This is a genomic window from Enterobacter cloacae complex sp. HYC080_NIDB (assembly GCF_056673325.1).
Window position 1 is genome coordinate 3,812,142 of the sequence record NZ_CP114212.1, and the last position, 21,666, is coordinate 3,833,807.

16 protein-coding genes and 1 pseudogene are annotated in these 21,666 nt (G+C 55.7%); 14 read left to right on the plus strand and 3 right to left on the minus strand.

The window, feature by feature from the left end:
• The first annotated feature begins 3 nt into the window (after positions 1-3).
• Both O1723_RS18165 and O1723_RS18170 read left to right on the plus strand, forming a co-directional pair.
• The gene (locus tag O1723_RS18165; protein ID WP_032664927.1) at positions 4-699 is read left to right on the plus strand and encodes a T6SS immunity protein Tli3 family protein; all 696 of its coding nucleotides are present in this window, start codon (positions 4-6) and stop codon (positions 697-699) included.
• A gap of 3 nt (positions 700-702) precedes the next feature.
• Positions 703-1,194 (plus strand): annotated as a pseudogene (locus O1723_RS18170) (T6SS immunity protein Tli3 family protein); the annotation flags it as partial.
• A gap of 406 nt (positions 1,195-1,600) precedes the next feature.
• Here O1723_RS18170 and O1723_RS18175 read toward each other — a convergent pair.
• Together O1723_RS18175 and araC are read right to left on the minus strand one after the other, a co-directional pair.
• Positions 1,601-2,368: a DedA family protein gene (locus O1723_RS18175; RefSeq protein WP_014882517.1), complete on the minus strand. Its 768-nt coding sequence runs from the start codon at positions 2,366-2,368 to the stop codon at positions 1,601-1,603.
• Between the two features lie 128 nt (positions 2,369-2,496).
• Positions 2,497-3,342: an arabinose operon transcriptional regulator AraC gene (araC, locus tag O1723_RS18180; protein ID WP_014882516.1), complete on the minus strand. Its 846-nt coding sequence runs from the start codon at positions 3,340-3,342 to the stop codon at positions 2,497-2,499.
• 337 nt (positions 3,343-3,679) lie between these two features.
• On the opposite strand from araC, the gene araB reads away from it, so the two are divergent.
• The 6 genes from araB to rluA all read left to right on the plus strand — a co-directional run bounded on the left by araB (position 3,680) and on the right by rluA (position 13,827).
• Positions 3,680-5,389: a ribulokinase gene (araB, locus tag O1723_RS18185; RefSeq protein ID WP_014882515.1), complete on the plus strand. Its 1,710-nt coding sequence runs from the start codon at positions 3,680-3,682 to the stop codon at positions 5,387-5,389.
• Between the two features lie 10 nt (positions 5,390-5,399).
• Entirely contained in the window at positions 5,400-6,902 is a 1,503-nt protein-coding gene (gene araA / locus O1723_RS18190) for an L-arabinose isomerase (RefSeq protein ID WP_023336752.1), read from the plus strand.
• Between the two features lie 47 nt (positions 6,903-6,949).
• Complete coding sequence (araD, locus tag O1723_RS18195) at positions 6,950-7,645, plus strand: L-ribulose-5-phosphate 4-epimerase (RefSeq protein WP_014882513.1); 696 nt, start codon at positions 6,950-6,952, stop codon at positions 7,643-7,645.
• 115 nt (positions 7,646-7,760) lie between these two features.
• A complete protein-coding gene (polB, locus tag O1723_RS18200; protein WP_479983846.1) occupies positions 7,761-10,118 on the plus strand; it encodes a DNA polymerase II in 2,358 nt (785 codons plus the stop codon).
• Between the two features lie 129 nt (positions 10,119-10,247).
• Complete coding sequence (rapA, locus tag O1723_RS18205; protein WP_038421285.1) at positions 10,248-13,154, plus strand: RNA polymerase-associated protein RapA; 2,907 nt, start codon at positions 10,248-10,250, stop codon at positions 13,152-13,154.
• Positions 13,155-13,167: 13 nt separating this feature from the next.
• On the plus strand, positions 13,168-13,827 hold the full coding sequence (gene rluA / locus O1723_RS18210) for a bifunctional tRNA pseudouridine(32) synthase/23S rRNA pseudouridine(746) synthase RluA (protein WP_014882510.1): 660 nt from the start codon (positions 13,168-13,170) through the stop codon (positions 13,825-13,827).
• Between the two features lie 30 nt (positions 13,828-13,857).
• On the opposite strand, the gene djlA is transcribed toward rluA, so the two are convergent.
• On the minus strand, positions 13,858-14,673 hold the full coding sequence (djlA, locus tag O1723_RS18215) for a co-chaperone DjlA (RefSeq protein WP_014882509.1): 816 nt from the start codon (positions 14,671-14,673) through the stop codon (positions 13,858-13,860).
• Positions 14,674-14,912: 239 nt separating this feature from the next.
• On the opposite strand from djlA, the gene lptD reads away from it, so the two are divergent.
• Genes lptD through apaH form a run of 6 tightly spaced genes read left to right on the plus strand, consistent with a single transcriptional unit; the run spans position 14,913 to position 21,642 of the window.
• Positions 14,913-17,264, plus strand: coding sequence for an LPS assembly protein LptD (lptD, locus tag O1723_RS18220; RefSeq protein ID WP_014882508.1), 2,352 nt, complete (start codon positions 14,913-14,915; stop codon positions 17,262-17,264).
• A 53-nt stretch (positions 17,265-17,317) separates the two neighbouring features.
• Entirely contained in the window at positions 17,318-18,604 is a 1,287-nt protein-coding gene (surA, locus tag O1723_RS18225) for a peptidylprolyl isomerase SurA (protein WP_014882507.1), read from the plus strand.
• On the plus strand, positions 18,604-19,590 hold the full coding sequence (gene pdxA / locus O1723_RS18230; RefSeq protein WP_014882506.1) for a 4-hydroxythreonine-4-phosphate dehydrogenase PdxA: 987 nt from the start codon (positions 18,604-18,606) through the stop codon (positions 19,588-19,590). Before surA ends, pdxA begins: the two co-directional genes overlap by 1 nt.
• Positions 19,587-20,408, plus strand: a complete 822-nt coding sequence (gene rsmA / locus O1723_RS18235) for a 16S rRNA (adenine(1518)-N(6)/adenine(1519)-N(6))-dimethyltransferase RsmA (protein WP_008502020.1) — start codon at positions 19,587-19,589, stop codon at positions 20,406-20,408. Before pdxA ends, rsmA begins: the two co-directional genes overlap by 4 nt.
• Positions 20,409-20,411: 3 nt before the next feature.
• Positions 20,412-20,789 (plus strand): Co2+/Mg2+ efflux protein ApaG, encoded by a 378-nt coding sequence (gene apaG / locus O1723_RS18240; protein WP_248190952.1) that lies wholly within the window; start codon positions 20,412-20,414, stop codon positions 20,787-20,789.
• 4 nt (positions 20,790-20,793) lie between these two features.
• Complete coding sequence (gene apaH / locus O1723_RS18245; RefSeq protein ID WP_014882504.1) at positions 20,794-21,642, plus strand: bis(5'-nucleosyl)-tetraphosphatase (symmetrical) ApaH; 849 nt, start codon at positions 20,794-20,796, stop codon at positions 21,640-21,642.
• Positions 21,643-21,666: the final 24 nt, after the last annotated feature.

A 21,666-nucleotide genomic window follows, 5' to 3' on the forward strand; every position in this document is an offset into this window, starting at 1 on the left:
CCAATGAAAACATTATGCTCAGGCATAGCTGCAACTGCCGTACTGATGGCTTCAGGCTGCCAGGCGAAAGAACCACCAACGCAGGTGGTCTACCGTTTTGATGACCATCGTTATCTGGAGCTGAAAGGCTGGGACTGCGAAGGAGAGCTCTGGTATACAGATACGCTGCGGGGAATACATTCTGAACCAGTCAGTCAGTTCTATCGCATCTTTACTAAAAAATACGTCCATCCGTCGGAGCGTTACATTGCTATTCCAACCTGGCATTCACCAGGCTCAATAGTCTCAAAGGATTACGGCAAAACCTGGTACCCGTCCTCATTCTCGCCCGGAGAAAATGAACCGAATGGAGACAATGCCCCTCCCTATGATGACATTCTTTCCTTCACTGTCGTGAATAACCAGGGATTTCTGCAGACAAAGCACAGTCTTTATATGTCATCTAAACCATTTGACGACCCGCGCGTGATGCCCGGAGGTTCAGGAATTAAGTACCAGCTTGAAAATGGAGAAGTGGATGAAATAACTTCAGATGCACCAGGCTGGAAATGGGGGATGGTGTATTTCACAAAAGGATGGCTGGAAGGAAAAGTCGTCAGACGAGAATCCAATTATCAGAATTTGCCCGATACGATCCCGGAAGTGAAAGGTTACACCGGCTGGGACCATATGCGCTGTGACATGGACGCGGGGCGCTAACCGATGAAAACATTATGCTCAGGCATAGCTGCAGCTGCCGTACTGATGGCTTCAGGCTGCCAGGCGAAAGAGACGCCGACGCAAGTAGTTTACCGTTTTGATGACCATCGTTATCTGGAGCTGAAAGGCTGGGACTGTGAAGGTGAACTCTGGTATACCGATACGCTGAAGAGAATTCATTCACAGCCATATTCACAATTTTATCGCATTTTTACCAAAAAATTTATACATCCTTCAGAACGATATATTGCCCTCACATCATGGGGTGGTGGTGCCTTTACGGTATCAAAAGATTTCGGAAAGACATGGCAGTTAGCGCAGTTTTCTCCCGGAGAAAACGAGCCAAATGGTGATTCCTCACCAACATATGATGACGTGCTTTCTCTAACTGTCGTGAATGACCAGGGATTTCTGCAGACAAAGCACAGTCTTTATATGTCATCTAAACCATTTGACGATCCTCGTCTGCTGCCTAGTGGCGAGGGTATTCACTACGAGCTTCCGGATGGGGTGCAGAGCGAGGGATACAGATGGCTGGCGCTGGCGCTTGCGGCCGATGCGGTAAAATATGCCCAGGGAACTCATCTGGTGGCCAATTCAGCAATGAATAAATTTTCCATCACCGCGCTTTCCTCACAGGAAACTCATGTCCCCGAAACATGCCGATGGGACGTTTGGATCCTTCCCTTAGTTAACGGGGTTATGATGGGGCTCTTTTTATTATTTTCGTTATTTCTCATTATGATAATAACAAATAAACCCGGAGAGATACCTTCCATACCGGTATTAGGGGCAAGCAGCATGCTCTCTGTGTTGGTTCCGGCGGTAACAGGAGTTTTCCTCTCTATCACCAGCTCAAACCGGGCTTGCAGAGATATGGGATGCTAGAGAGGGAAACACATTAACGGCTCACCACCTTCAACAGGATTTCACCATACACCGGCATCAGAGGATGGCGAATTAGCGCGACCAGCGCCACCACCGCAACGCCCAGCATCAGGGGGGCCAGCCACAAAAGACGAGTGCGCGGAAGATAGCGTGTCAGGCGATCGACACTGGCTTTCGCGCTGCGCCACAACCGCCAGCACAGCCACGCAGCCAGCCACAGCAGCACCGCCGTTGCCAGCAACAGCCACTTAAACTCACCGCTTTGCATGCCGTCAGGAATATCGATGGCCGCACCGGCCAGGATCCCCGGCAGGAAGTAGAACGGCGGCCAGAAGACGCAGCCGATGATGTTCGGCACCACAAACTTTGCAACGGGCAGATCCAGCATTCCGGCAACCATCGGCACCAGAGGACGCGTGGGTCCAACAAAGCGGCCGACGAGAATAGTAAACATGCTGTGCTGATGCAGCGCATGCTCGGTTTTATCCAGCAGCGCTTTGTTCTTTTTCATGAACGACCAGCGGTGCAGCGGCTTCTTAAAGCGCCAGCCCAGCCAGAAGGATATCCAGTCGCCCAGCAGGCAGCCGATTATCCCGGCCAGCCACGCCTGCCAGAAATTGACCTCACCGCTGCCAATCAGCGCGCCAAGACCCGCCATCATCACGGTGCCGGGCAGGATTAACCCCACGAGCGCCAGCGACTCCAGAAAGGCCACCAGCGCCACGGCGATGAGCGAATACATAACGGACTGGGTAATAAAGTGTTCCAGCAATGCCTGCATAACTATTCCGGTCAGAAAACGAATCAGCGATTCTGCTTAGCGCCCCGCACTGCGTCAAGGCAACAATTGTCTGAATAGTTTACAGGTAGCTTTCTGCGTTCACCTGTTTGTTTATCTTTTTTTACCGTTTATTCACATCCCGCGCGGAATTCACTCGGGCTGGCACCGGTGCATTTTTTAAAGACGCGAGAAAAATAGAGCTGATCTTCAAAGCCGACGTTACGCCCCACGGTGGCAATCGGCATCCGGGTGGTGCTGAGCAACAGTTTCGCCTGGCTGATACGCTGATCCTCACGCCAGCTCAGGACGCTGACGCCAAGCTGCTGGCGAAACAGATGTGACAGCCGTGACGGCGACAGACACACATGCTGGGCGACGCTGGCAATATCGAACTGGCTGTCGGCGAGATGGTCGCTGATGTACTGGCAGGCGTCGCGCACGCGGTTATCCAGCGGAGGATTAAGCGACTCGTTAATGGCCTCCATCCGTCGCAGCAGCAGTTGTTCAAGCAGGTTTATCGCCAGCAGTTCAGCGTAGCGACCACCAGCCTGCCCCGCGTCAATAATCTGCGCGAACAGCTCACGGAACTGCGCCAGATGCACTTCATCCGGACGATAAAAACCGGTGTGCGCAAAAATAGCAGGCCAGGTAAGCCACTCCTGCCAGTAGGCGCGCGGACGGAAATAGACCCACTGGTGATACCACTCTTTGGCATCCGGATGACGGCCATAGTGGTGGATCTCCCCCGGCGGGAACAGCAGGATATCGCCGGGGCGGCAGACGAACTGCTGGTCGCCATTCTTGATGATCCCCTCTCCGCGCACGGTCAGGTTGAGGATATACCCTTTCATCCCGAGCGGTCGGTCGACGTAAAAATCGAGATATCCCTCAGCCTCGATAGGGGTCAGCCCTGCCACAAGGTGCGCGTTAAACGAGTATCCCGGCAACAAGGGATCGTTTTGCGTTTCGGCCATAGATTCAGTTCTCCCAACGGTCCTGAAGGAAACCAATTGTCCATATCACTAAAAGCAGGTCAAAAATGGTCTGCGAAAAGATCCAGAAAGCATCACGCCTCTTTTACGTCCGCCATGTTTCAGCCTTTCCCCCTGATTTCTCCGCCAGAGGAGGCAGATAAGCAGTAACAAAAGTGTCTATAAGTGCGGCAGAAATGTCCACATTGAATATTTGCACGGCGTCACACTTTCCGCTGTAACAGCAATTTAATCCATAAGATTAGCGGATCCTGCCTGACGATTTTTGTCCCCAGTCTCTAATGTTCTTCCATACCTGTTTTTCGGATGGAGCAACACCATGGCAATTGCAATTGGCCTCGATTTTGGCAGCGACTCGGTTCGCGCGCTGGCAGTGGACTGTACGACTGGCCAGGAGATAGCAACCAGCGTTGAGTGGTACCCGCGCTGGCAAGAGGGGCGCTACTGTGATGCGCCAAATAACCAGTTCCGTCACCACCCGCGTGACTATATCGAGTCGATGGAAGCGGCAGTCAAAACCGTTCTGGCGGAACTGACGGATGCCCAGCGGGCCGATGTCGTTGGGATTGGCGTCGACAGCACCGGCTCAACGCCTGCCCCGGTGGATGCCGAAGGCCGCGTACTGGCGCTGCGCCCGGAATTCGCCGACAACCCGAATGCCATGTTCGTGCTGTGGAAAGACCATACCGCCGTGGAAGAGGCCGAAGCCATCACCCGTCTTTGCCATCAGCCTGGCAAAACAGACTACTCACGCTATATCGGCGGGATTTACTCCAGCGAATGGTTCTGGGCCAAAATCCTGCATGTCACCCGTGCCGATGCGACCGTTGCGCAGGCTGCGGCATCGTGGATTGAGCTGTGTGACTGGGTTCCCGCCCTGCTCTCCGGCACCACCCGTCCGCAGGATATTCGCCGCGGACGCTGCAGCGCCGGGCATAAATCCCTGTGGCATGAAAGCTGGGGCGGTCTGCCTCCGGCAGCCTTCTTCGATGAACTCGATCCAATTATCAATAAAAACCTGACCTACCCGCTGTTTACCGACACCTTCACCGCCGATATTCCGGTGGGCACGCTCTGCGAAGAGTGGGCAAAACGCCTCGGCCTGCCGCAGAACGTGGCGATTTCCGGGGGCGCGTTTGACTGCCATATGGGTGCCGTGGGGGCGGGCGCACAACCTAACACGCTGGTGAAAGTTATCGGCACCTCCACCTGCGACATTCTGACGGCGGATAAAGCCACCGTTGGCGATCGCGCGGTAAAAGGCATTTGCGGCCAGGTTGACGGCAGCGTGGTGCCGGACTTCATCGGTCTCGAAGCGGGTCAATCCGCGTTCGGCGATATCTACGCCTGGTTTGGCCGCGTGCTGGGCTGGCCGCTGGATCAGCTCGCGGCTGCGCATCCTGAACTGAAAAGCCAGATCGCCGACAGCAAAAAACAGCTTCTGCCACAGCTCACGGAAGCCTGGGCGAAAAATCCGTCTCTCGATCACCTGCCGGTGGTGCTGGACTGGTTTAACGGCCGCCGCACGCCGTTTGCCAACCAGCGACTGAAAGGGGTGATTACCGATCTCAACCTGGCGACCGACGCCCCTGCGCTGTTCGGTGGCCTGATTGCCGCAACTGCCTTCGGCGCGCGCGCCATTATGGAGTGCTTCACCGAACAGGGTATCGACGTGAATAACGTGATGGCACTGGGCGGCATCGCCCGTAAAAATCCGGTCATTATGCAGGCCTGCTGCGACGTGCTGAACCGTCCGCTGCAGATTGTCGCGTCCGATCAATGCTGCGCGCTGGGCGCGGCGATTTTCGCCGCCGTGGCAGCCGGTGTCCACGCGGATATCCCCACCGCGCAGCAGCATATGGCGAGCGCCGTCGAAAACACACTCGAGCCGCGTGCCCAGCAGGCACAACGCTTTGAACAGCTTTATCAGCGCTACCAGCAATGGGCAAAAAGCGCCGAACTTCACTATCTCCCTGTCGCCGCCCCGTCAAAACACACCGCGGACACGACGGCAACCCTGACCCATTAAGGACACGATGATGACCATTTTTAATAATTATGAAGTGTGGTTTGTGATTGGCAGCCAGCACCTGTACGGGCCGGAAGCGCTGCAGCAGGTGACGAAACATGCGGAGCACGTCGTTAATGCCCTCAACGCGGAAGCCAAACTGCCATGCAAACTGGTGCTGAAACCCCTGGGTACAACGCCGGATGAGATTACCCATATCTGTCGCGACGCGAACTACGACGACAAGTGCGCCGGTCTGGTCGTGTGGCTGCACACCTTCTCACCGGCCAAAATGTGGATCAACGGCCTGTCTATCCTCAACAAACCGCTGCTGCAGTTCCATACCCAGTTTAACGCCTCCCTGCCGTGGGACAGCATCGATATGGACTTCATGAACCTGAACCAGACCGCGCACGGCGGCCGCGAGTTCGGCTTCATCGGCGCGCGTATGCGTCAGCAGCATGCCGTCGTGACTGGTCACTGGCACGACAGCCAGGCGCAAAACCGTATCGGCTCGTGGATGCGTCAGGCGGTATCGAAACAAGATACCCGCCATCTGAAAGTGGTGCGTTTCGGTGACAACATGCGTGAAGTGGCGGTCACCGATGGCGATAAAGTCGCGGCACAAATCAAGTTCGGTTTCTCCGTCAATACCTGGGCGGTGGGCGACCTGGTGCAGGTAGTGAATGAAATCAGCGATGGCGACGTGAGCGCGCTGGTAGACGAGTACGAAAGCCGTTACCGCCTGACGCCTGCGGCACAAATCAACGGCGACAAGCGCCAGAACGTGCTGGATGCCGCGCGAATTGAGCTTGGCATGAAGCGCTTCCTGGAACAGGGCGGCTTCCACGCCTTTACGACAACGTTTGAAGACCTCCACGGCCTGAAACAGCTCCCGGGTCTGGCAGTACAACGTCTGATGCAGCAGGGCTACGGCTTTGCAGGCGAAGGCGACTGGAAAACTGCCGCTCTGCTTCGCATCATGAAGGTGATGTCAACCGGTCTGCAGGGCGGCACCTCCTTTATGGAGGACTACACCTACCACTTCGAAAACGGCAACGACCTGGTACTCGGCTCGCACATGCTGGAAGTGTGCCCGTCTATTGCGGTGGAAGAGAAACCGATTCTTGACGTGCAGTACCTCGGCATTGGCGGTAAAGCCGATCCGGCTCGTCTGATCTTCAACACCCGCACGGGCCCGGCCATCAACGCCAGTCTGATCGACCTGGGCGATCGTTTCCGCCTGCTGGTGAACTGCGTCGATGCAGTTGAAACGCCGCATTCACTGCCAAAACTGCCTGTCGCCAACGCCCTGTGGAAAGCACAGCCAGACCTGCCAACCGCGTCAGAAGCCTGGATCCTGGCAGGTGGCGCGCACCACACGGTGTTCAGCCACGCGCTGGATCTGAATGACATGCGTCAGTTCGCCGAGCTGCACGATATCGAACTGACCGTGATTGATAACGACACCCGCCTGCCTGCGTTCAAAGATGCGCTGCGCTGGAACGAAGTCTATTACGGTTCGAAACGCTAAGTACGAAATGCCCGGTGGCACCGTGTTCACCGGGCAGGGAGACAACAATGTTAGACGATCTCAAACGACAGGTGCTCGAAGCCAACCTGGCGCTGCCGAAACATAACCTGGTGACCCTGACCTGGGGCAACGTCAGTGCCGTTGACCGCGAAAAAGGTGTGTTCGTGATCAAGCCTTCTGGCGTGGATTACACGGTGATGACGGCAGACGATATGGTGGTGGTCAGCATCGAAACGGGTGAAGTGGTGGAAGGCAACAAAAAACCCTCCTCCGATACGCCTACCCACCGTCTGCTGTATCAGTCATTCCCGACCATCGGCGGCATCGTGCATACCCATTCGCGTCACGCCACCATCTGGGCGCAGGCGGGCCAGTCCATTCCGGCCACGGGTACCACCCACGCGGATTACTTTTACGGCACCATTCCCTGCACGCGCTTAATGACCGAGGCGGAAATCAACGGTGAGTACGAGTGGGAAACCGGCAACGTGATTGTCGAAACCTTCGAAAAACAGGGTATCGACGCGGCGCAGATGCCTGGCGTGCTGGTGCACTCCCATGGTCCCTTCGCCTGGGGTAAAAACGCGGAAGACGCGGTACATAACGCCATCGTGCTGGAAGAGGTCGCCTATATGGGGATCTTCTGTCGCCAGCTCGCGCCGCAGCTACCGGATATGCAGCAAACCCTGCTGGATAAGCATTACCTGCGCAAGCACGGCGCGAAAGCGTATTACGGGCAGTAGCTTGTAGGCCGGATAAGCACAGCGCCATCCGGCAAAACAGACACTGTATAAAACCCCAGCAAACACCCCTTAACCAGGCTATAATCAAGCCTGGTTTTGTTTATGGGATAACGGTGTGACGCAGGCGCAAGAAGGCTTTTTACTGACCCGGCACTGGCGGGATACGCCTCAGGGCACTGAGGTTGAATTCTGGCTGGCGACGGACAGCGGCCCGTTGCACGTAACGCTGCCGCCGCAGGAGTCCGTGGCGTTTATTCCTGGATCGCACGTCGAAAAAGTCAAACAACTGCTGCGCGGCGAAAACGGCTGGCGCATCACCCCTCTTGAGCTGAAAGATTTCCACCGTCATCCGGTATACGGCCTTTACTGTCGCGCCCATCGTCAACTGATGCGCTATGAAAAGCTGCTGCGCGAGGCGGGCGTAACGCTTTACGAAGCGGATATCCGTCCCCCCGAGCGTTTCCTGATGGAACGGTTTATTACCGCGCCCGTCTGGGTGGATGGCACAGCGCAAAACGGTCGCCTCGTTAACGCTCGTCTGAAGCCTAACCCGGGCTATCGCCCGCCGCTAAAATGGGTCTCCCTGGACATTGAAACCACCCGCCACGGCGAGCTGTACTGCATTGGTCTGGAAGGCTGCGGCGATCGGGTTGTGTACATGCTTGGGCCGCCAAATGGCGATGCGTCCACGCTGGATTTCCGGCTTGAATATGTCAATAGCCGACCCCAGCTGCTGGAAAAGCTTAACCAGTGGTTTGCCAACTACGATCCCGATGTCCTGATCGGCTGGAACGTGGTGCAGTTCGACCTGCGCGTGCTGCAAAAACATGCCGAGCGGTATCGCATTCCGCTGATACTCGGGCGCGGCAACAGCGAGCTGGAGTGGCGCGAGCACGGCTTTAAGAATGGCGTCTTCTTCGCCCAGGCCAATGGCCGCCTGATTATCGACGGCATCGAGGCACTGAAATCCGCCTTCTGGAACTTCTCGTCATTCTCTCTTGAAGCCGTAGCGCAGGCGCTGCTTGGCGAGGGCAAATCCATTGACAATCCCTGGGACAGAATGGATGAGATTGACCGACGCTTTAACGAAGATAAACCGGCGCTCGCCACCTATAACCTGAAAGATTGCGAGCTGGTTACGCAGATTTTCCACAAAACCGAGATCATGCCATTCCTGCTGGAGCGCGCGACGGTAAACGGCCTCGCGGCCGACAGGCACGGCGGCTCGGTAGCGGCCTTTAGCCACCTCTATTTCCCCCGCATGCACCGGGCAGGGTACGTTGCCCCCAACCTCGGGGACGTACCGCCACAGGCCAGCCCCGGCGGGTATGTGATGGACTCCCGGCCAGGGCTTTACGATTCGGTGCTGGTTCTGGATTATAAAAGCCTGTATCCGTCGATTATCCGCACGTACCTGATTGACCCGGTGGGGCTGGTGGAAGGGATGGCGCAGCCGGACGACGCGCACAGCACTGAAGGCTTTCTCGGCGCCCGTTTCTCGCGTGAAAAACACTGCCTGCCTGAAATTGTGGGAAACATCTGGCACGGGCGCGACGAGGCGAAGCGTCACGGCAATAAGCCCCTCTCGCAGGCGCTGAAAATCATTATGAATGCCTTTTACGGCGTGCTGGGCACCAGCGCCTGCCGCTTTTTCGACCCCAGACTGGCGTCATCCATCACCATGCGCGGGCATGAAATCATGCGTCAAACCAAAGCGCTGATTGAATCCCGGGGCTATGACGTCATTTATGGCGATACCGACTCCACCTTTGTCTGGCTGAAAGCCGCCCATTCTGAAGAGGACGCCGCGCGAATCGGCAAAGAACTGGTCGCCTTCGTGAACGCCTGGTGGCGCGAAAGTTTGCAAAAAGAGCGGTTAACCAGCACGTTAGAACTGGAATTTGAAACCCATTTCGCCCGCTTTTTAATGCCCACCATTCGCGGTAACGACCAGGGCAGTAAGAAGCGCTACGCCGGGCTGATTCAGGAAGGTGACACGCAGCGGATGGTGTTCAAAGGGCTGGAGACGGTGCGCACCGACTGGACCCCGCTGGCGCAGCAGTTCCAGCAAACGCTTTACCTGCGGGTATTCCGCAATGAGCCCTATCAGGATTACGTGCGCGAAACCATCGCCAGCCTGATGGCGGGTGAGCTGGATAACCAACTGGTTTACCGCAAACGCCTGCGCCGCCCGCTGGCAGAGTATCAACGTAATGTGCCTCCCCACGTACGCGCCGCGCGCCTGGCGGATGAAGAGAACGTGAAGCGCGGCCGCGCCCCGCAGTATCAGAACCGAGGAACGATCAAATACGTCTGGACAATTAACGGTCCGGAACCGGTGGATTATCAATACTCACCGCTCGATTACGATCACTACCTGACGCGTCAGCTTCAGCCGGTCGCCGACGGAATTTTGCCCTTCATCGACGACGATTTTGCTACACTAGTGACAGGGCAACTTGGCCTATTTTGACACGTGACGAAATGGCTGCCATCCAGTACCATAGCGCCCTTTCCATTCCCGGACCCATTTTTCGATGACCGTCTTTTTTTGACGGGGGTCGAACTATTGCCTGCAATTAAAGATTAGAGCCGAACAACTATGCCTTTTACACTTGGTCAACGCTGGATCAGCGATACAGAAAGCGAACTTGGATTAGGAACCGTCGTTGCCGTCGATGCGCGTATGGTTACCCTCCTCTTCCCTGCCACCGGTGAAAACCGCCTGTACGCTCGCAATGACTCCCCTGTAACCCGCGTGATGTTCAATCCGGGTGACACCGTGACCAGCCATGACGGCTGGCAGCTCAAGATTGAAGACGTAAAAGAAGAGAATGGACTGCTCGCTTACATTGGTACGCGTCTTGATACAGACGAAGCCAATGTCATCCTGCGTGAAGTGCTGCTCGACAGCAAACTGGTTTTCAGTAAGCCGCAGGACCGCCTGTTTGCCGGGCAAATTGACCGTATGGATCGCTTCTCGCTGCGCTATCGCGCGCGCAAGTTCCAGAGTGAACAGTATCGCATGCCGTGGAGCGGCCTGCGCGGTCAGCGCACCAGCCTGATCCCCCACCAGCTGAATATCGCCCATGACGTGGGCCGTCGCCATGCCCCTCGCGTACTGCTGGCCGATGAAGTGGGCCTGGGTAAAACCATTGAAGCGGGTATGATCCTGCATCAACAGCTGCTTTCCGGTGCCGCCGAGCGCGTGCTGATCGTGGTGCCTGAAACCCTGCAGCACCAGTGGCTGGTCGAGATGCTTCGCCGCTTTAACCTGCGCTTCTCCCTGTTTGACGACGAACGCTATGCCGAAGCGCAGCACGACGCCGACAACCCGTTTGAAACCGAACAGCTGGTCATTTGCTCCCTGGACTTCGTGCGCCGCAGCAAGCAGCGTCTCGAGCACCTGTGCGACGCCGAGTGGGACATTATGGTCGTTGACGAAGCGCACCATTTAGTCTGGAGCGAAGACGCGCCAAGCCGCGAGTATATGGCTATCGAACAGCTTGCGGAGCGCGTCCCTGGCGTCCTGCTGCTGACCGCAACGCCGGAACAGCTGGGTCTGGAAAGCCACTTCGCCCGTCTGCGCCTGCTTGACCCAAACCGTTTCCACGATTTCGGGCAGTTCGTGGAAGAACAGAATAACTACCGTCCGGTCGCGGATGCCGTGGCCATGCTGCTGGCAGGCAATCGTCTTTCTAATGAGGAACTCAACACCCTGAGCGAGCTGATTGGCGAGCAGGATATTGAACCGCTGCTGCAGGCCGCGAACAGCGATAGCGATAACGCGGAGCCTGCGCGTAAAGAGCTCATCGACATGCTAATGGACCGCCACGGCACCAGCCGCGTGCTGTTCCGCAACACCCGTAACGGCGTGAAAGGGTTCCCGAAACGCGAGCTGCATACCATCAAGCTGCCGCTGCCCACCCAGTATCAGACGGCGATCAAAGTCTCTGGCATTATGGGCGCGCGCAAAACCCAGGAAGAGCGCGCCCGCGACATGCTCTACCCGGAACAAATCTACCAGGAATTTGAAGGCGATACCGGCACCTGGTGGAACTTCGACCCGCGCGTGGAGTGGCTGATGGGCTACCTGACCGCCCACCGCTCCCAGAAGGTGCTGGTGATCTGCGCCAAAGCGGCTACCGCGCTGCAGCTGGAGCAGGTGCTGCGCGAGCGTGAAGGTATTCGCGCTGCCGTGTTCCACGAAGGGATGTCCATCGTTGAACGTGACCGCGCCGCGGCATGGTTCGGTGAAGAAGACAGTGGCGCACAGGTTCTGCTGTGCTCGGAAATCGGTTCTGAAGGCCGTAACTTCCAGTTTGCCAGTAATCTGGTGATGTTCGATCTGCCGTTCAACCCGGATCTGCTGGAACAGCGTATCGGTCGTCTGGATCGTATCGGCCAGGCGCATGATATTCAGATCCACGTGCCGTATCTGGAAAAAACTGCCCAGTCCGTGCTTGTGCGCTGGTTCCACGAAGGTCTGGATGCGTTTGAGCATACCTGCCCGACGGGCCGCACCATTTACGATCAGGTGCATAGCGATCTGATCGGCTACCTGGCCGCACCGGAAAACAGTGACGGGTTTGACGATCTGATCAAATCCTGCCGCGAGAAGCATGAAGCGCTGAAAGCGCAGCTTGAGCAGGGTCGCGACCGCCTGCTGGAAATTCACTCCAACGGCGGTGAGAAAGCGCAGGCGCTGGCTGAAAGCATTGAAGAACAAGATGATGACACCAGTCTGATCAGCTTCTCCATGAACCTGTTCGACATCGTCGGTATTAACCAGGACGATCGCGGCGAGAACCTGATTGTCCTGACCCCGTCCGATCACATGCTGGTGCCGGATTTCCCGGGCCTGCCGGAAGATGGTTGTACTATCACCTTCGAGCGTGATGTGGCGCTGTCCCGCGAAGATGCTCAGTTCATCACCTGGGAACACCCGCTGATCCGTAACGGACTGGATCTGATCCTTTCCGGCGATACCGGTAGCAGCACGATTTCACTCCTCAAGAACAAGGCACTGCCGGTGGGTACGCTGCTGGTAGAACTGATCTACGTTGTGGAAGCCCAGGCACCGAAACAGCTCCAGCTGACCCGCTTCCTGCCGCCAACGCCTGTGCGTCTGCTGCTGGATAAAAACGGTACCAACCTGGCAGGGCAAGTTGAATTCGAGAGTTTCAACCGTCAGCTGAGCGCGGTGAATCGCCATACGGGCAGCAAGCTGGTGAATGCGGTACAGCAGGACGTGCATGCCATTCTGCAGCTGGGCGAAAGCCAGATCGAGAAAGCGGCCCGTGCGCTGATCGATGCTGCACGCACCGAGGCCGATGAGAAACTCTCAGCGGAGCTGTCCCGTCTGGAAGCGCTGAAGGCGGTGAACCCGAACATCCGTGACGATGAACTGGCTGCCATTGAAAGCAACCGTCAGCAAATTATGGAAAGCCTGAATCAGGCGGGCTGGCGACCGGACGCATTGCGTCTGATTGTTGTCACGCATCAGTAAGCGGAGCAAAAAAATGGTAATGGAGCCCTACAATCCGCCGATGGATCCCTGGCTGGTCATCCTGTATCAGGATGAACACATTATGGTAGTTAACAAGCCGAGCGGCCTGTTGTCCGTACCGGGGCGTCTGGATGAGCACAAAGACAGCGTGATGACGCGCATTCAGCGCGATCATCCACAGGCGGAATCTGTGCATCGTCTGGATATGGCAACCAGCGGCGTGATTGTGGTGGCGCTCAATAAAGCGGCGGAACGCGAGCTGAAGCGCCAGTTCCGCGAGCGCGAGCCGAAGAAGCAGTACGTGGCGCGCGTCTGGGGACATCCTGCACAGGCAGAAGGGTTGGTGGATCTGCCGCTGATCTGCGACTGGCCGAACCGGCCTAAGCAGAAGGTCTGCTATGAAACCGGCAAGGCCGCGCAGACCGAGTATGAAGTGCTGGAGTACGCACCGAATAACACCGCGCGCATACTCCTTAAGCCGATTACCGGACGTTCACACCAGCTGCGCGTGCATATGCTTGCGCTAGGTCATCCGATTTTAGGCGACCGGTTTTACGCGCCGCCGGAAGCGCTGGCGTTAGCGCCGCGTCTGCAGCTTCACGCCCAGACGCTGACCATTACCCATCCGGCCTTCGGTAACACGATGACGTTTAACGCCCCGGTGGACTTCTGAAAAAAGGGCCCGACAGTGTCGGGCCCTTTTTTATTTGAAACCTTTCTTCTCTTTAATCAGCTCGTAAGCCTTCTGAATTTCCTGCGCTTTCTGCTTCGCCATCTCCATCATTTCCGGCGGTAAGCCTTTCGCGACCAGTTTGTCCGGGTGATGCTCGCTCATCAGCTTGCGATAGGCGCGTTTGATGGTGGTTTGATCGTCAGTGGGTTTCACGCCAAGTACGTTGCACGCATCGTCCAGCGTCGGTCCACGCTGCGCCTGCTGCCATGCACCGCCGGAAGACTGCTGGTGATACCCCCCGCCAAACTGCGCGCCGCCCTGCATCATGCGTAAGAACTGGTCGAACTGCATTCGGGAGATGCCCAACTCTTCTGCAATGACGTACAGAACATCACGTTCATTAGGGTGCAGTGAACCGTCAGCAAACGCCGCCTGGATTTGAATTTCCAGAAACATCCGAATTAAATCAAAACGTCCGAAGCAGATGCTGCGGAACTGACGCATTTTTTCACGCAGCGGATAGTTATCTGATTTCCCAATGCGAAACGCATTCTGCGCGGCCACACGGGATTCACCATGCAAATTCATGCGGTCCATAAAGATGCTGGCGATTTGAATATCGGCTTCGGTCACGCGGCCTTTGGATTTGGTTAAATGCCCCATGACTTCAAAGGTGGTGGAGAAAAAGAGTGACTGGCGCTCGCGCTGATTCGCAAACCAGGCCATTTTGCGGCTGCGCGCCTTATCAAACATATGACCGATAATGAGCCCAAGCACGATTCCCCAGAACCCGGCACCCATGATGATGGCGAACGCAACGCCGATTATTTTACCCCAATACTGCATATACTCCCCGGATAGTCATATTCCTGGCCGACGCAACGTCATCATCACAGTGTTCAAGCCACGGTCAATTGAAGGACATCGCCTATAATTTGCTTTATCATACTCGTCATTCGATAGCGAGCCTAACACTCTGGCACGCAAACGGGCAGGATTAACGCTGGTACTGCGCTGATGAGTAAGATAGTCTCTGAGCGTTTGTAAGCCGTAGCCACTGATGACGGAACAATAAAATACAACGTATGAAAAAACGTATCCCCACCCTTCTGGCCACAATGATTGGCACCGCCCTGTACAGTCAACAGGGGCTGGCGGCCGATCTCGCCTCGCAGTGTATGCTTGGCGTTCCAAGTTATAATCGCCCACTGGTGCAGGGTGATACAAATAGCTTGCCGGTAACCATTACTGCAGACAGTTCTAAGGGTACTTATCCTGACAACGCCACGTTTACGGGCAATGTGGATATTAACCAGGGCAATAGCCGCCTGCAGGCAGATGAAGTGCAGTTGCACCAGAAGCAGCCGGAAGGCGCGGCCGAGCCGGTACGAACGGTGGATGCGCTGGGTAATGTGCACTATGACGACAATCAGGTCATCCTGAAAGGTCCGAAAGCCTGGTCAAACCTGAATACGAAAGATACTAACGTCTGGGAAGGTGATTACCAGATGGTGGGTCGCCAGGGACGCGGTAAAGCGGACCTGATGAAACAGCGCGGTGAAAACCGCTATACGATCCTGGAAAATGGCTCCTTTACCTCCTGTTTGCCAGGGTCAAACACCTGGAGCGTGGTCGGGAGCGAAGTGATCCACGACCGTGAAGAGCAGGTCGCGGAGATCTGGAACGCCCGCTTTAAGCTGGGTCCGGTACCGGTATTCTACAGCCCTTATCTTCAGCTTCCCGTGGGTGACAAGCGTCGCTCGGGCTTCCTGATCCCTAACGCCAAATACAGCACCTCGAACTACTTTGAGTTCTACCTGCCGTATTACTGGAACATCGCGCCCAACATGGACGCCACGATCACGCCGCACTATATCCATAAGCGCGGCAACGTCATGTGGGAGAACGAGTTCCGCTACCTGACTCAGGCCGGTGCGGGTCTGATGGAGCTGGATTATCTGCCGTCAGATAAAGTCTTCCAGGATGAGCACCCGACCGAAGGCGACAAGCACCGCTGGATGTATTTCTGGCAGCATGCAGGGGTACTGGATCAGGTCTGGCGTTTTAACGTCGACTATACCAAGGTCAGCGATCCTTACTACTTTAATGACTTTGACTCCAAGTACGGTTCAAGTACCGATGGTTATGCCACGCAGAAATTCAGCGTTGGCTATGCGATTCAAAACTTTAACGCCACGGTGTCAACCAAGCAGTTCCAGGTCTTTAATACCCAAACAGCAAGTACCTACGGTGCTGAACCGCAACTGGACGTGAACTGGTACCAAAACGATGTCGGTCCTTTCGACACCCACGTCTACGCTCAGGCGGTGCATTTCGTTAATACCAACTCGGATATGCCAGAATCCACACGCGTTCATATTGAGCCGACGGTCAACCTGCCCTGGTCAAATGACTGGGCAAGTCTGAATACCGAAGCCAAGCTCATGGCGACGCACTATCAGCAGAAAAATCTGGACTGGTACAACAATCGCTATGGTACCGATCTTGAAGAATCAGTAAACCGTACGCTTCCCCAGTTTAAGATGGACGGTAAACTGATTTTCGAACGTGATATGGCACTCCTGGCGGATGGCTATACTCAGACGCTTGAACCGCGTATGCAGTATCTTTACGTGCCTTATCGCGATCAGAGCAAGATTCAGAACTACGACTCCTCTTTCCTGCAATCGGACTATAGCGGCCTGTTCCGCGACCGTACCTACGGTGGTCTCGACCGAATTGCTTCCGCTAACCAGTTAACGACCGGTGTCACAACGCGCGTTTATGATGAATCTGCCGTTGAACGTTTTAACGTTTCTGTTGGTCAAATTTACTATTTCACCGAGTCTCGTACGGGTGATGACGACATTAACTGGGAGAAAGACAACAAAACGGGTTCACTGGTGTGGGCGGGTGATACCTACTGGCGCATGACCGATCGCTGGGGTCTGCGCGGTGGGTTGCAGTACGATACGCGACTGGACAATATCGCGACGAGCAGTGCAGCTATTGAATACCGTCGCGATGAAGACCGTATGATGCAGTTGACGTACCGTTATGCCAGTCCGGAATATATTCAGGCGACATTGCCGAACTACGCCAATGCTGACCAATACAAAGATGGGATTTCGCAGGTGGGTGGCGCAGCAAGCTGGCCTATCGCCGATCGCTGGTCAATCGTAGGCGCTTACTACTTTGACACTAACGCCAATAAACCTGCTGACCAGATGGTGGGTCTGCAATATAACTCCTGCTGTTATGCGCTGCGTGTCGGCTACGAACGTAAGCTTAACGGCTGGGATACTCAAAACAATCAGAGCAAATACGATAACGTGATTGGCTTTAATGTCGAACTGCGCGGCCTGAGTTCCAACTACGGCCTGGGCACCCAGCAGATGCTGCGTTCGAACATCCTGCCATACCGTAGTTCCTTGTAATGTATTTGATTTACAACGTAATCCGCTTTGCGGTTAATTGAAATGGAAAAAGTATGAAGAACTGGAAAACGCTGCTGCTCGGTGTCGCTATGGTTGCGAATACCAGCTTCGCGGCCCCCCAGGTTGTTGATAAGGTCGCCGCTGTTGTTAACAACGGCGTCGTTCTCGAAAGTGACGTTGACGGTCTGATGAAATCTGTGAAGCTCAATTCGGGCGAAGCAGGTCAGCAACTTCCGGATGACGCCACGCTGCGCCATCAGATCCTGGAACGACTGATCATGGATCAGATCGTTCTGCAGATGGGTCAGAAAATGGGCGTGAAGGTGACTGACGAGCAACTCGATCAGGCCATCGCTAACATCGCAAAGCAAAACAACATGTCTCTGGATCAGATGCGCAGTCGTCTGGCCTATGACGGCATCAGCTACGCCACCTACCGCAACCAGATCCGTAAAGAGATGCTGATTTCGGAAGTGCGTAACAATGAAGTCCGTCGTCGCGTCACGATCCTGCCGCAGGAAGTGGACGCGCTGGCAAAACAGGTGGGTAACCAGAACGATGCGAGCACAGAGCTGAACCTGAGCCACATTCTGATCCCACTGCCAGAGAACCCAACCTCCGATCAGGCTGCGGAAGCAGAAAGTCAGGCACGTTCTATTGTCGAACAGGCGCGTAACGGCGGCGACTTTGGCAAGCTGGCTATCACCTACTCCGCTGACCAACAGGCGCTGAAAGGCGGCCAGATGGGCTGGGGACGTATTCAGGAGCTGCCATCCATCTTTGCCCAGGCGCTGAGTACGGCGAAGAAAGGCGATATCGTGGGTCCAATCCGTTCCGGTGTGGGCTTCCACATTCTGAAAGTGAACGATCTGCGTGGTCAGAGCCAGAACATTTCCGTGACTGAAGTTCACGCTCGTCATATTCTGCTGAAACCGTCACCGATCATGACTGACGATCAGGCACGTGCGAAGCTGGAGCAGATTGCGGCAGACATTAAGAGCGGTAAAACCTCGTTTGCCAATGCCGCGAAGGAGTTCTCTCAGGATCCAGGCTCTGCTAATCAGGGCGGCGATCTGGGCTGGGCTGCAGCAGATATTTACGATCCTGCCTTCCGCGATGCGCTGATGAAGCTGAACAAAGGCCAGATCAGTGCTCCGGTACACTCTTCATTTGGCTGGCATCTGATCGAGCTGATGGACACCCGTAACGTGGATAAAACGGATGCGGCGCAGAAAGACCGCGCTTACCGTATGCTGTTTAACCGTAAGTTCTCTGAAGAAGCGGCAACCTGGATGCAGGAACAACGCGCCAGTGCTTACGTGAAAGTTCTGAGTAACTAATGAAACCGCATCGTGTTGTGATCACCCCCGGCGAACCCGCCGGGATTGGGCCAGACCTCGTTGTCCAGCTCGCCCAGCGAAGCTGGCCGGTGGAACTGGTTGTCTGCGCAGATGCAACACTGTTACAAGACCGGGCGAAGCTGCTCGGTCTGCCTTTAACGCTTATTCCTTACGTTGAAGGCCAACAGCCAGCACCACAGCAAGCCGGTACGCTCACGGTTCTTTCTGTCCCTCTTCGTACACCGGTCATTCCAGGCCAGCTCAGCACGGAAAACGGCCACTACGTCGTGGAAACCCTCGCGCGCGCCTGCGACGGTTGCCTGAAGGGTGAATTTGCTGCCCTGATCACCGGCCCCGTGCACAAGGGCGTCATCAACGAAGCGGGTATCCCCTTCACCGGGCACACGGAATTCTTTGAAGAGCGCTCGCACAGCCCGAAAGTAGTGATGATGCTGGCGACGGAGGCAATGCGCGTTGCGCTCGTGACCACCCATCTGCCTGTTAAGGCCATTCCTGATGCCATCACCCCGGCACTGCTGCGGGAGATCATCGGGATCCTGCATCATGACCTGCAAACCAAATTCGGCATCAAACAGCCACACGTTCTGGTTTGCGGCCTGAATCCGCATGCGGGAGAAGGTGGACACATGGGCACCGAAGAGATCGACACCATTATTCCGGTGCTTGAAGAAATGCGCGCTAAAGGTATGAATCTTAGCGGGCCGCTCCCTGCGGACACGCTTTTTCAGCCGAAATACCTGGATAATGCCGACGCCGTCCTCGCGATGTACCACGATCAGGGCCTGCCCGTGCTAAAATACCAGGGCTTTGGCCGCGGGGTGAATATCACCCTCGGTTTACCCTTTATTCGAACGTCCGTTGACCACGGTACTGCGCTGGATCTGGCAGGACAGGGGAAAGCGGATGTCGGCAGTTTTATTACGGCGCTTAATCTCGCCATCAAAATGATTGTTAATACTCAATGACTAATCGAGTCCATCAGGGCCACTTAGCCCGAAAACGCTTCGGGCAAAACTTCCTCAACGATCAGTTCGTGATCGAAAGCATTGTTTCGGCTATTAATCCGCAAAAAGGTCAGGCTATGGTCGAAATCGGTCCGGGCCTTGCTGCACTGACCGAGCCGGTAGGCGAACGCCTCGACGAGCTGACCGTCATCGAACTGGACCGCGATCTTGCCGCACGCCTGCAAACGCACCCGTTCCTCGGACCGAAGCTGACCATCTACCAGCAGGACGCCATGACCATGAACTTTGGCGAACTGTCGGAGAAAATGGGTCAGCCGCTGCGCGTCTTCGGCAACCTGCCGTACAACATCTCCACGCCGCTCATGTTCCACCTGTTTAGCTATACTGATGCCATTGCCGATATGCACTTCATGTTGCAAAAAGAGGTGGTTAACCGTCTGGTTGCAGGGCCGAACAGTAAAGCGTATGGTCGTTTAAGCGTGATGGCACAATATTACTGTAACGTGATCCCGGTACTCGAAGTGCCGCCGTCAGCGTTCACACCACCACCGAAAGTGGATTCAGCGGTTGTGCGCCTTGTGCCACATAAAACGAAACCCTATCCGGTTAAAGATCTGCGTGTCCTCAGCCGCATTACCACAGAAGCCTTTAACCAGCGCCGTAAAACGATCCGTAACAGCCTGAGCAATTCATTTACCGTTGAGGTGTTAGCCGAGCTGGGGATCGACCCGGCAATGCGTGCGGAGAACATTTCCGTAGAGCAGTACTGCAAGCTGGCTAATTACATCAGCGAAAATGCGCCCCCGAAGGAGAGTTAAGCCATGATTGATTCGCCCCGCGTATGTGTCCATGTACAAAGCGTCTATGTTGAATCGCAATCCTCACCCGATGAAGAGCGTTTTGTCTTTGCTTACACCGTGACCATTCGCAATCTGGGGCGGATGCCCGTGCAGCTGCGCGGGCGCTACTGGCTTATCACCAACGGCAATGGCCGCGAAATTGAAGTTCAGGGTGAAGGTGTCGTGGGCGAACAGCCCCACATCGCCCCTGGCGAAGAGTACCAGTACACCAGCGGTGCGGTGATTGAAACACCGCTGGGTACCATGCAAGGCCATTACGAAATGGTCGACGTCGATGGCAATGTGTTCCGCGTTGCTATTCCTGTGTTCCGTCTCGCCGTATCCACACTCATTCATTAATCTAATGTCTACATATCTGATTGGCGACGTTCACGGTTGCTACGATGAACTGATCGCATTGTTAAAACAGGTCGACTTTACGCCAGGGCAGGACACCCTCTGGCTGACGGGCGATTTAGTCGCGCGCGGCCCGGGCTCGCTTGAGGTTTTACGTTTCGTCAAATCGCTGGGCGATAGCGTGCGCATGGTGCTGGGCAATCACGATCTCCATCTGCTGGCCGTGTTTGCCGGGATCAGCCGCAACAAGCCTAAAGATCGCCTCACTCCGCTGCTGGAAGCGCCAGACGCGGACGATCTGATTAACTGGCTGCGCCGTCAGCCCTTGTTGCAGGTCGACGAGGATAAAAAACTGGTCATGGCCCATGCCGGGATCACCCCGCAATGGGATCTTGAGACGGCAAAAACCTGTGCGCGTGACGTAGAAGCGGTACTGGCGAGCGACTCGTATCCCTTCTTCCTGGATGCCATGTACGGCGATATGCCGAACCACTGGAGCGAAGAGCTCAGCGGTCTGGCCCGCCTGCGCTTTATCACCAATGCGTTCACCCGCATGCGATTCTGCTTCCCGAACGGGCAGTTGGACATGTATTCCAAGGAAACGCCGGAAAGCGCACCTGCCCCCCTCAAACCGTGGTTTGCCATTCCGGGGCCGGTAACAACCGAATACAGCATAGCGTTTGGTCACTGGGCGGCACTGGAGGGCAAAGGCATGCCAGAGGGTATCTACGGTCTGGATACCGGCTGCTGCTGGGGAGGCGAGTTAACCTGCTTACGCTGGGAAGATAAAGCTTACTTCGTGCAGCCATCCAACCGACAGCAGGACTCAGGGGAGAGTGAGGCCGTCGCCTCCTGATGAATCCCCCTCACCCAGGGTGAG

What these genes read in the sequence shown, in the direction of transcription:
- O1723_RS18165 (WP_032664927.1), top strand. Translation starts at nt 4, where the DNA reads ATGAAAACATTATGCTCAGGCATAGCTGCAACTGCCGTACTGATGGCT.
- O1723_RS18175 (WP_014882517.1), bottom strand. Translation starts at nt 2,368, where the DNA reads ATGCAGGCATTGCTGGAACACTTTATTACCCAGTCCGTTATGTATTCG.
- araC (WP_014882516.1), bottom strand. Translation starts at nt 3,342, where the DNA reads ATGGCCGAAACGCAAAACGATCCCTTGTTGCCGGGATACTCGTTTAAC.
- araB (WP_014882515.1), top strand. Translation starts at nt 3,680, where the DNA reads ATGGCAATTGCAATTGGCCTCGATTTTGGCAGCGACTCGGTTCGCGCG.
- araA (WP_023336752.1), top strand. Translation starts at nt 5,400, where the DNA reads ATGACCATTTTTAATAATTATGAAGTGTGGTTTGTGATTGGCAGCCAG.
- araD (WP_014882513.1), top strand. Translation starts at nt 6,950, where the DNA reads ATGTTAGACGATCTCAAACGACAGGTGCTCGAAGCCAACCTGGCGCTG.
- rapA (WP_038421285.1), top strand. Translation starts at nt 10,248, where the DNA reads ATGCCTTTTACACTTGGTCAACGCTGGATCAGCGATACAGAAAGCGAA.
- rluA (WP_014882510.1), top strand. Translation starts at nt 13,168, where the DNA reads ATGGTAATGGAGCCCTACAATCCGCCGATGGATCCCTGGCTGGTCATC.
- djlA (WP_014882509.1), bottom strand. Translation starts at nt 14,673, where the DNA reads ATGCAGTATTGGGGTAAAATAATCGGCGTTGCGTTCGCCATCATCATG.
- lptD (WP_014882508.1), top strand. Translation starts at nt 14,913, where the DNA reads ATGAAAAAACGTATCCCCACCCTTCTGGCCACAATGATTGGCACCGCC.
- surA (WP_014882507.1), top strand. Translation starts at nt 17,318, where the DNA reads ATGAAGAACTGGAAAACGCTGCTGCTCGGTGTCGCTATGGTTGCGAAT.
- pdxA (WP_014882506.1), top strand. Translation starts at nt 18,604, where the DNA reads ATGAAACCGCATCGTGTTGTGATCACCCCCGGCGAACCCGCCGGGATT.
- rsmA (WP_008502020.1), top strand. Translation starts at nt 19,587, where the DNA reads ATGACTAATCGAGTCCATCAGGGCCACTTAGCCCGAAAACGCTTCGGG.
- apaG (WP_248190952.1), top strand. Translation starts at nt 20,412, where the DNA reads ATGATTGATTCGCCCCGCGTATGTGTCCATGTACAAAGCGTCTATGTT.
- apaH (WP_014882504.1), top strand. Translation starts at nt 20,794, where the DNA reads ATGTCTACATATCTGATTGGCGACGTTCACGGTTGCTACGATGAACTG.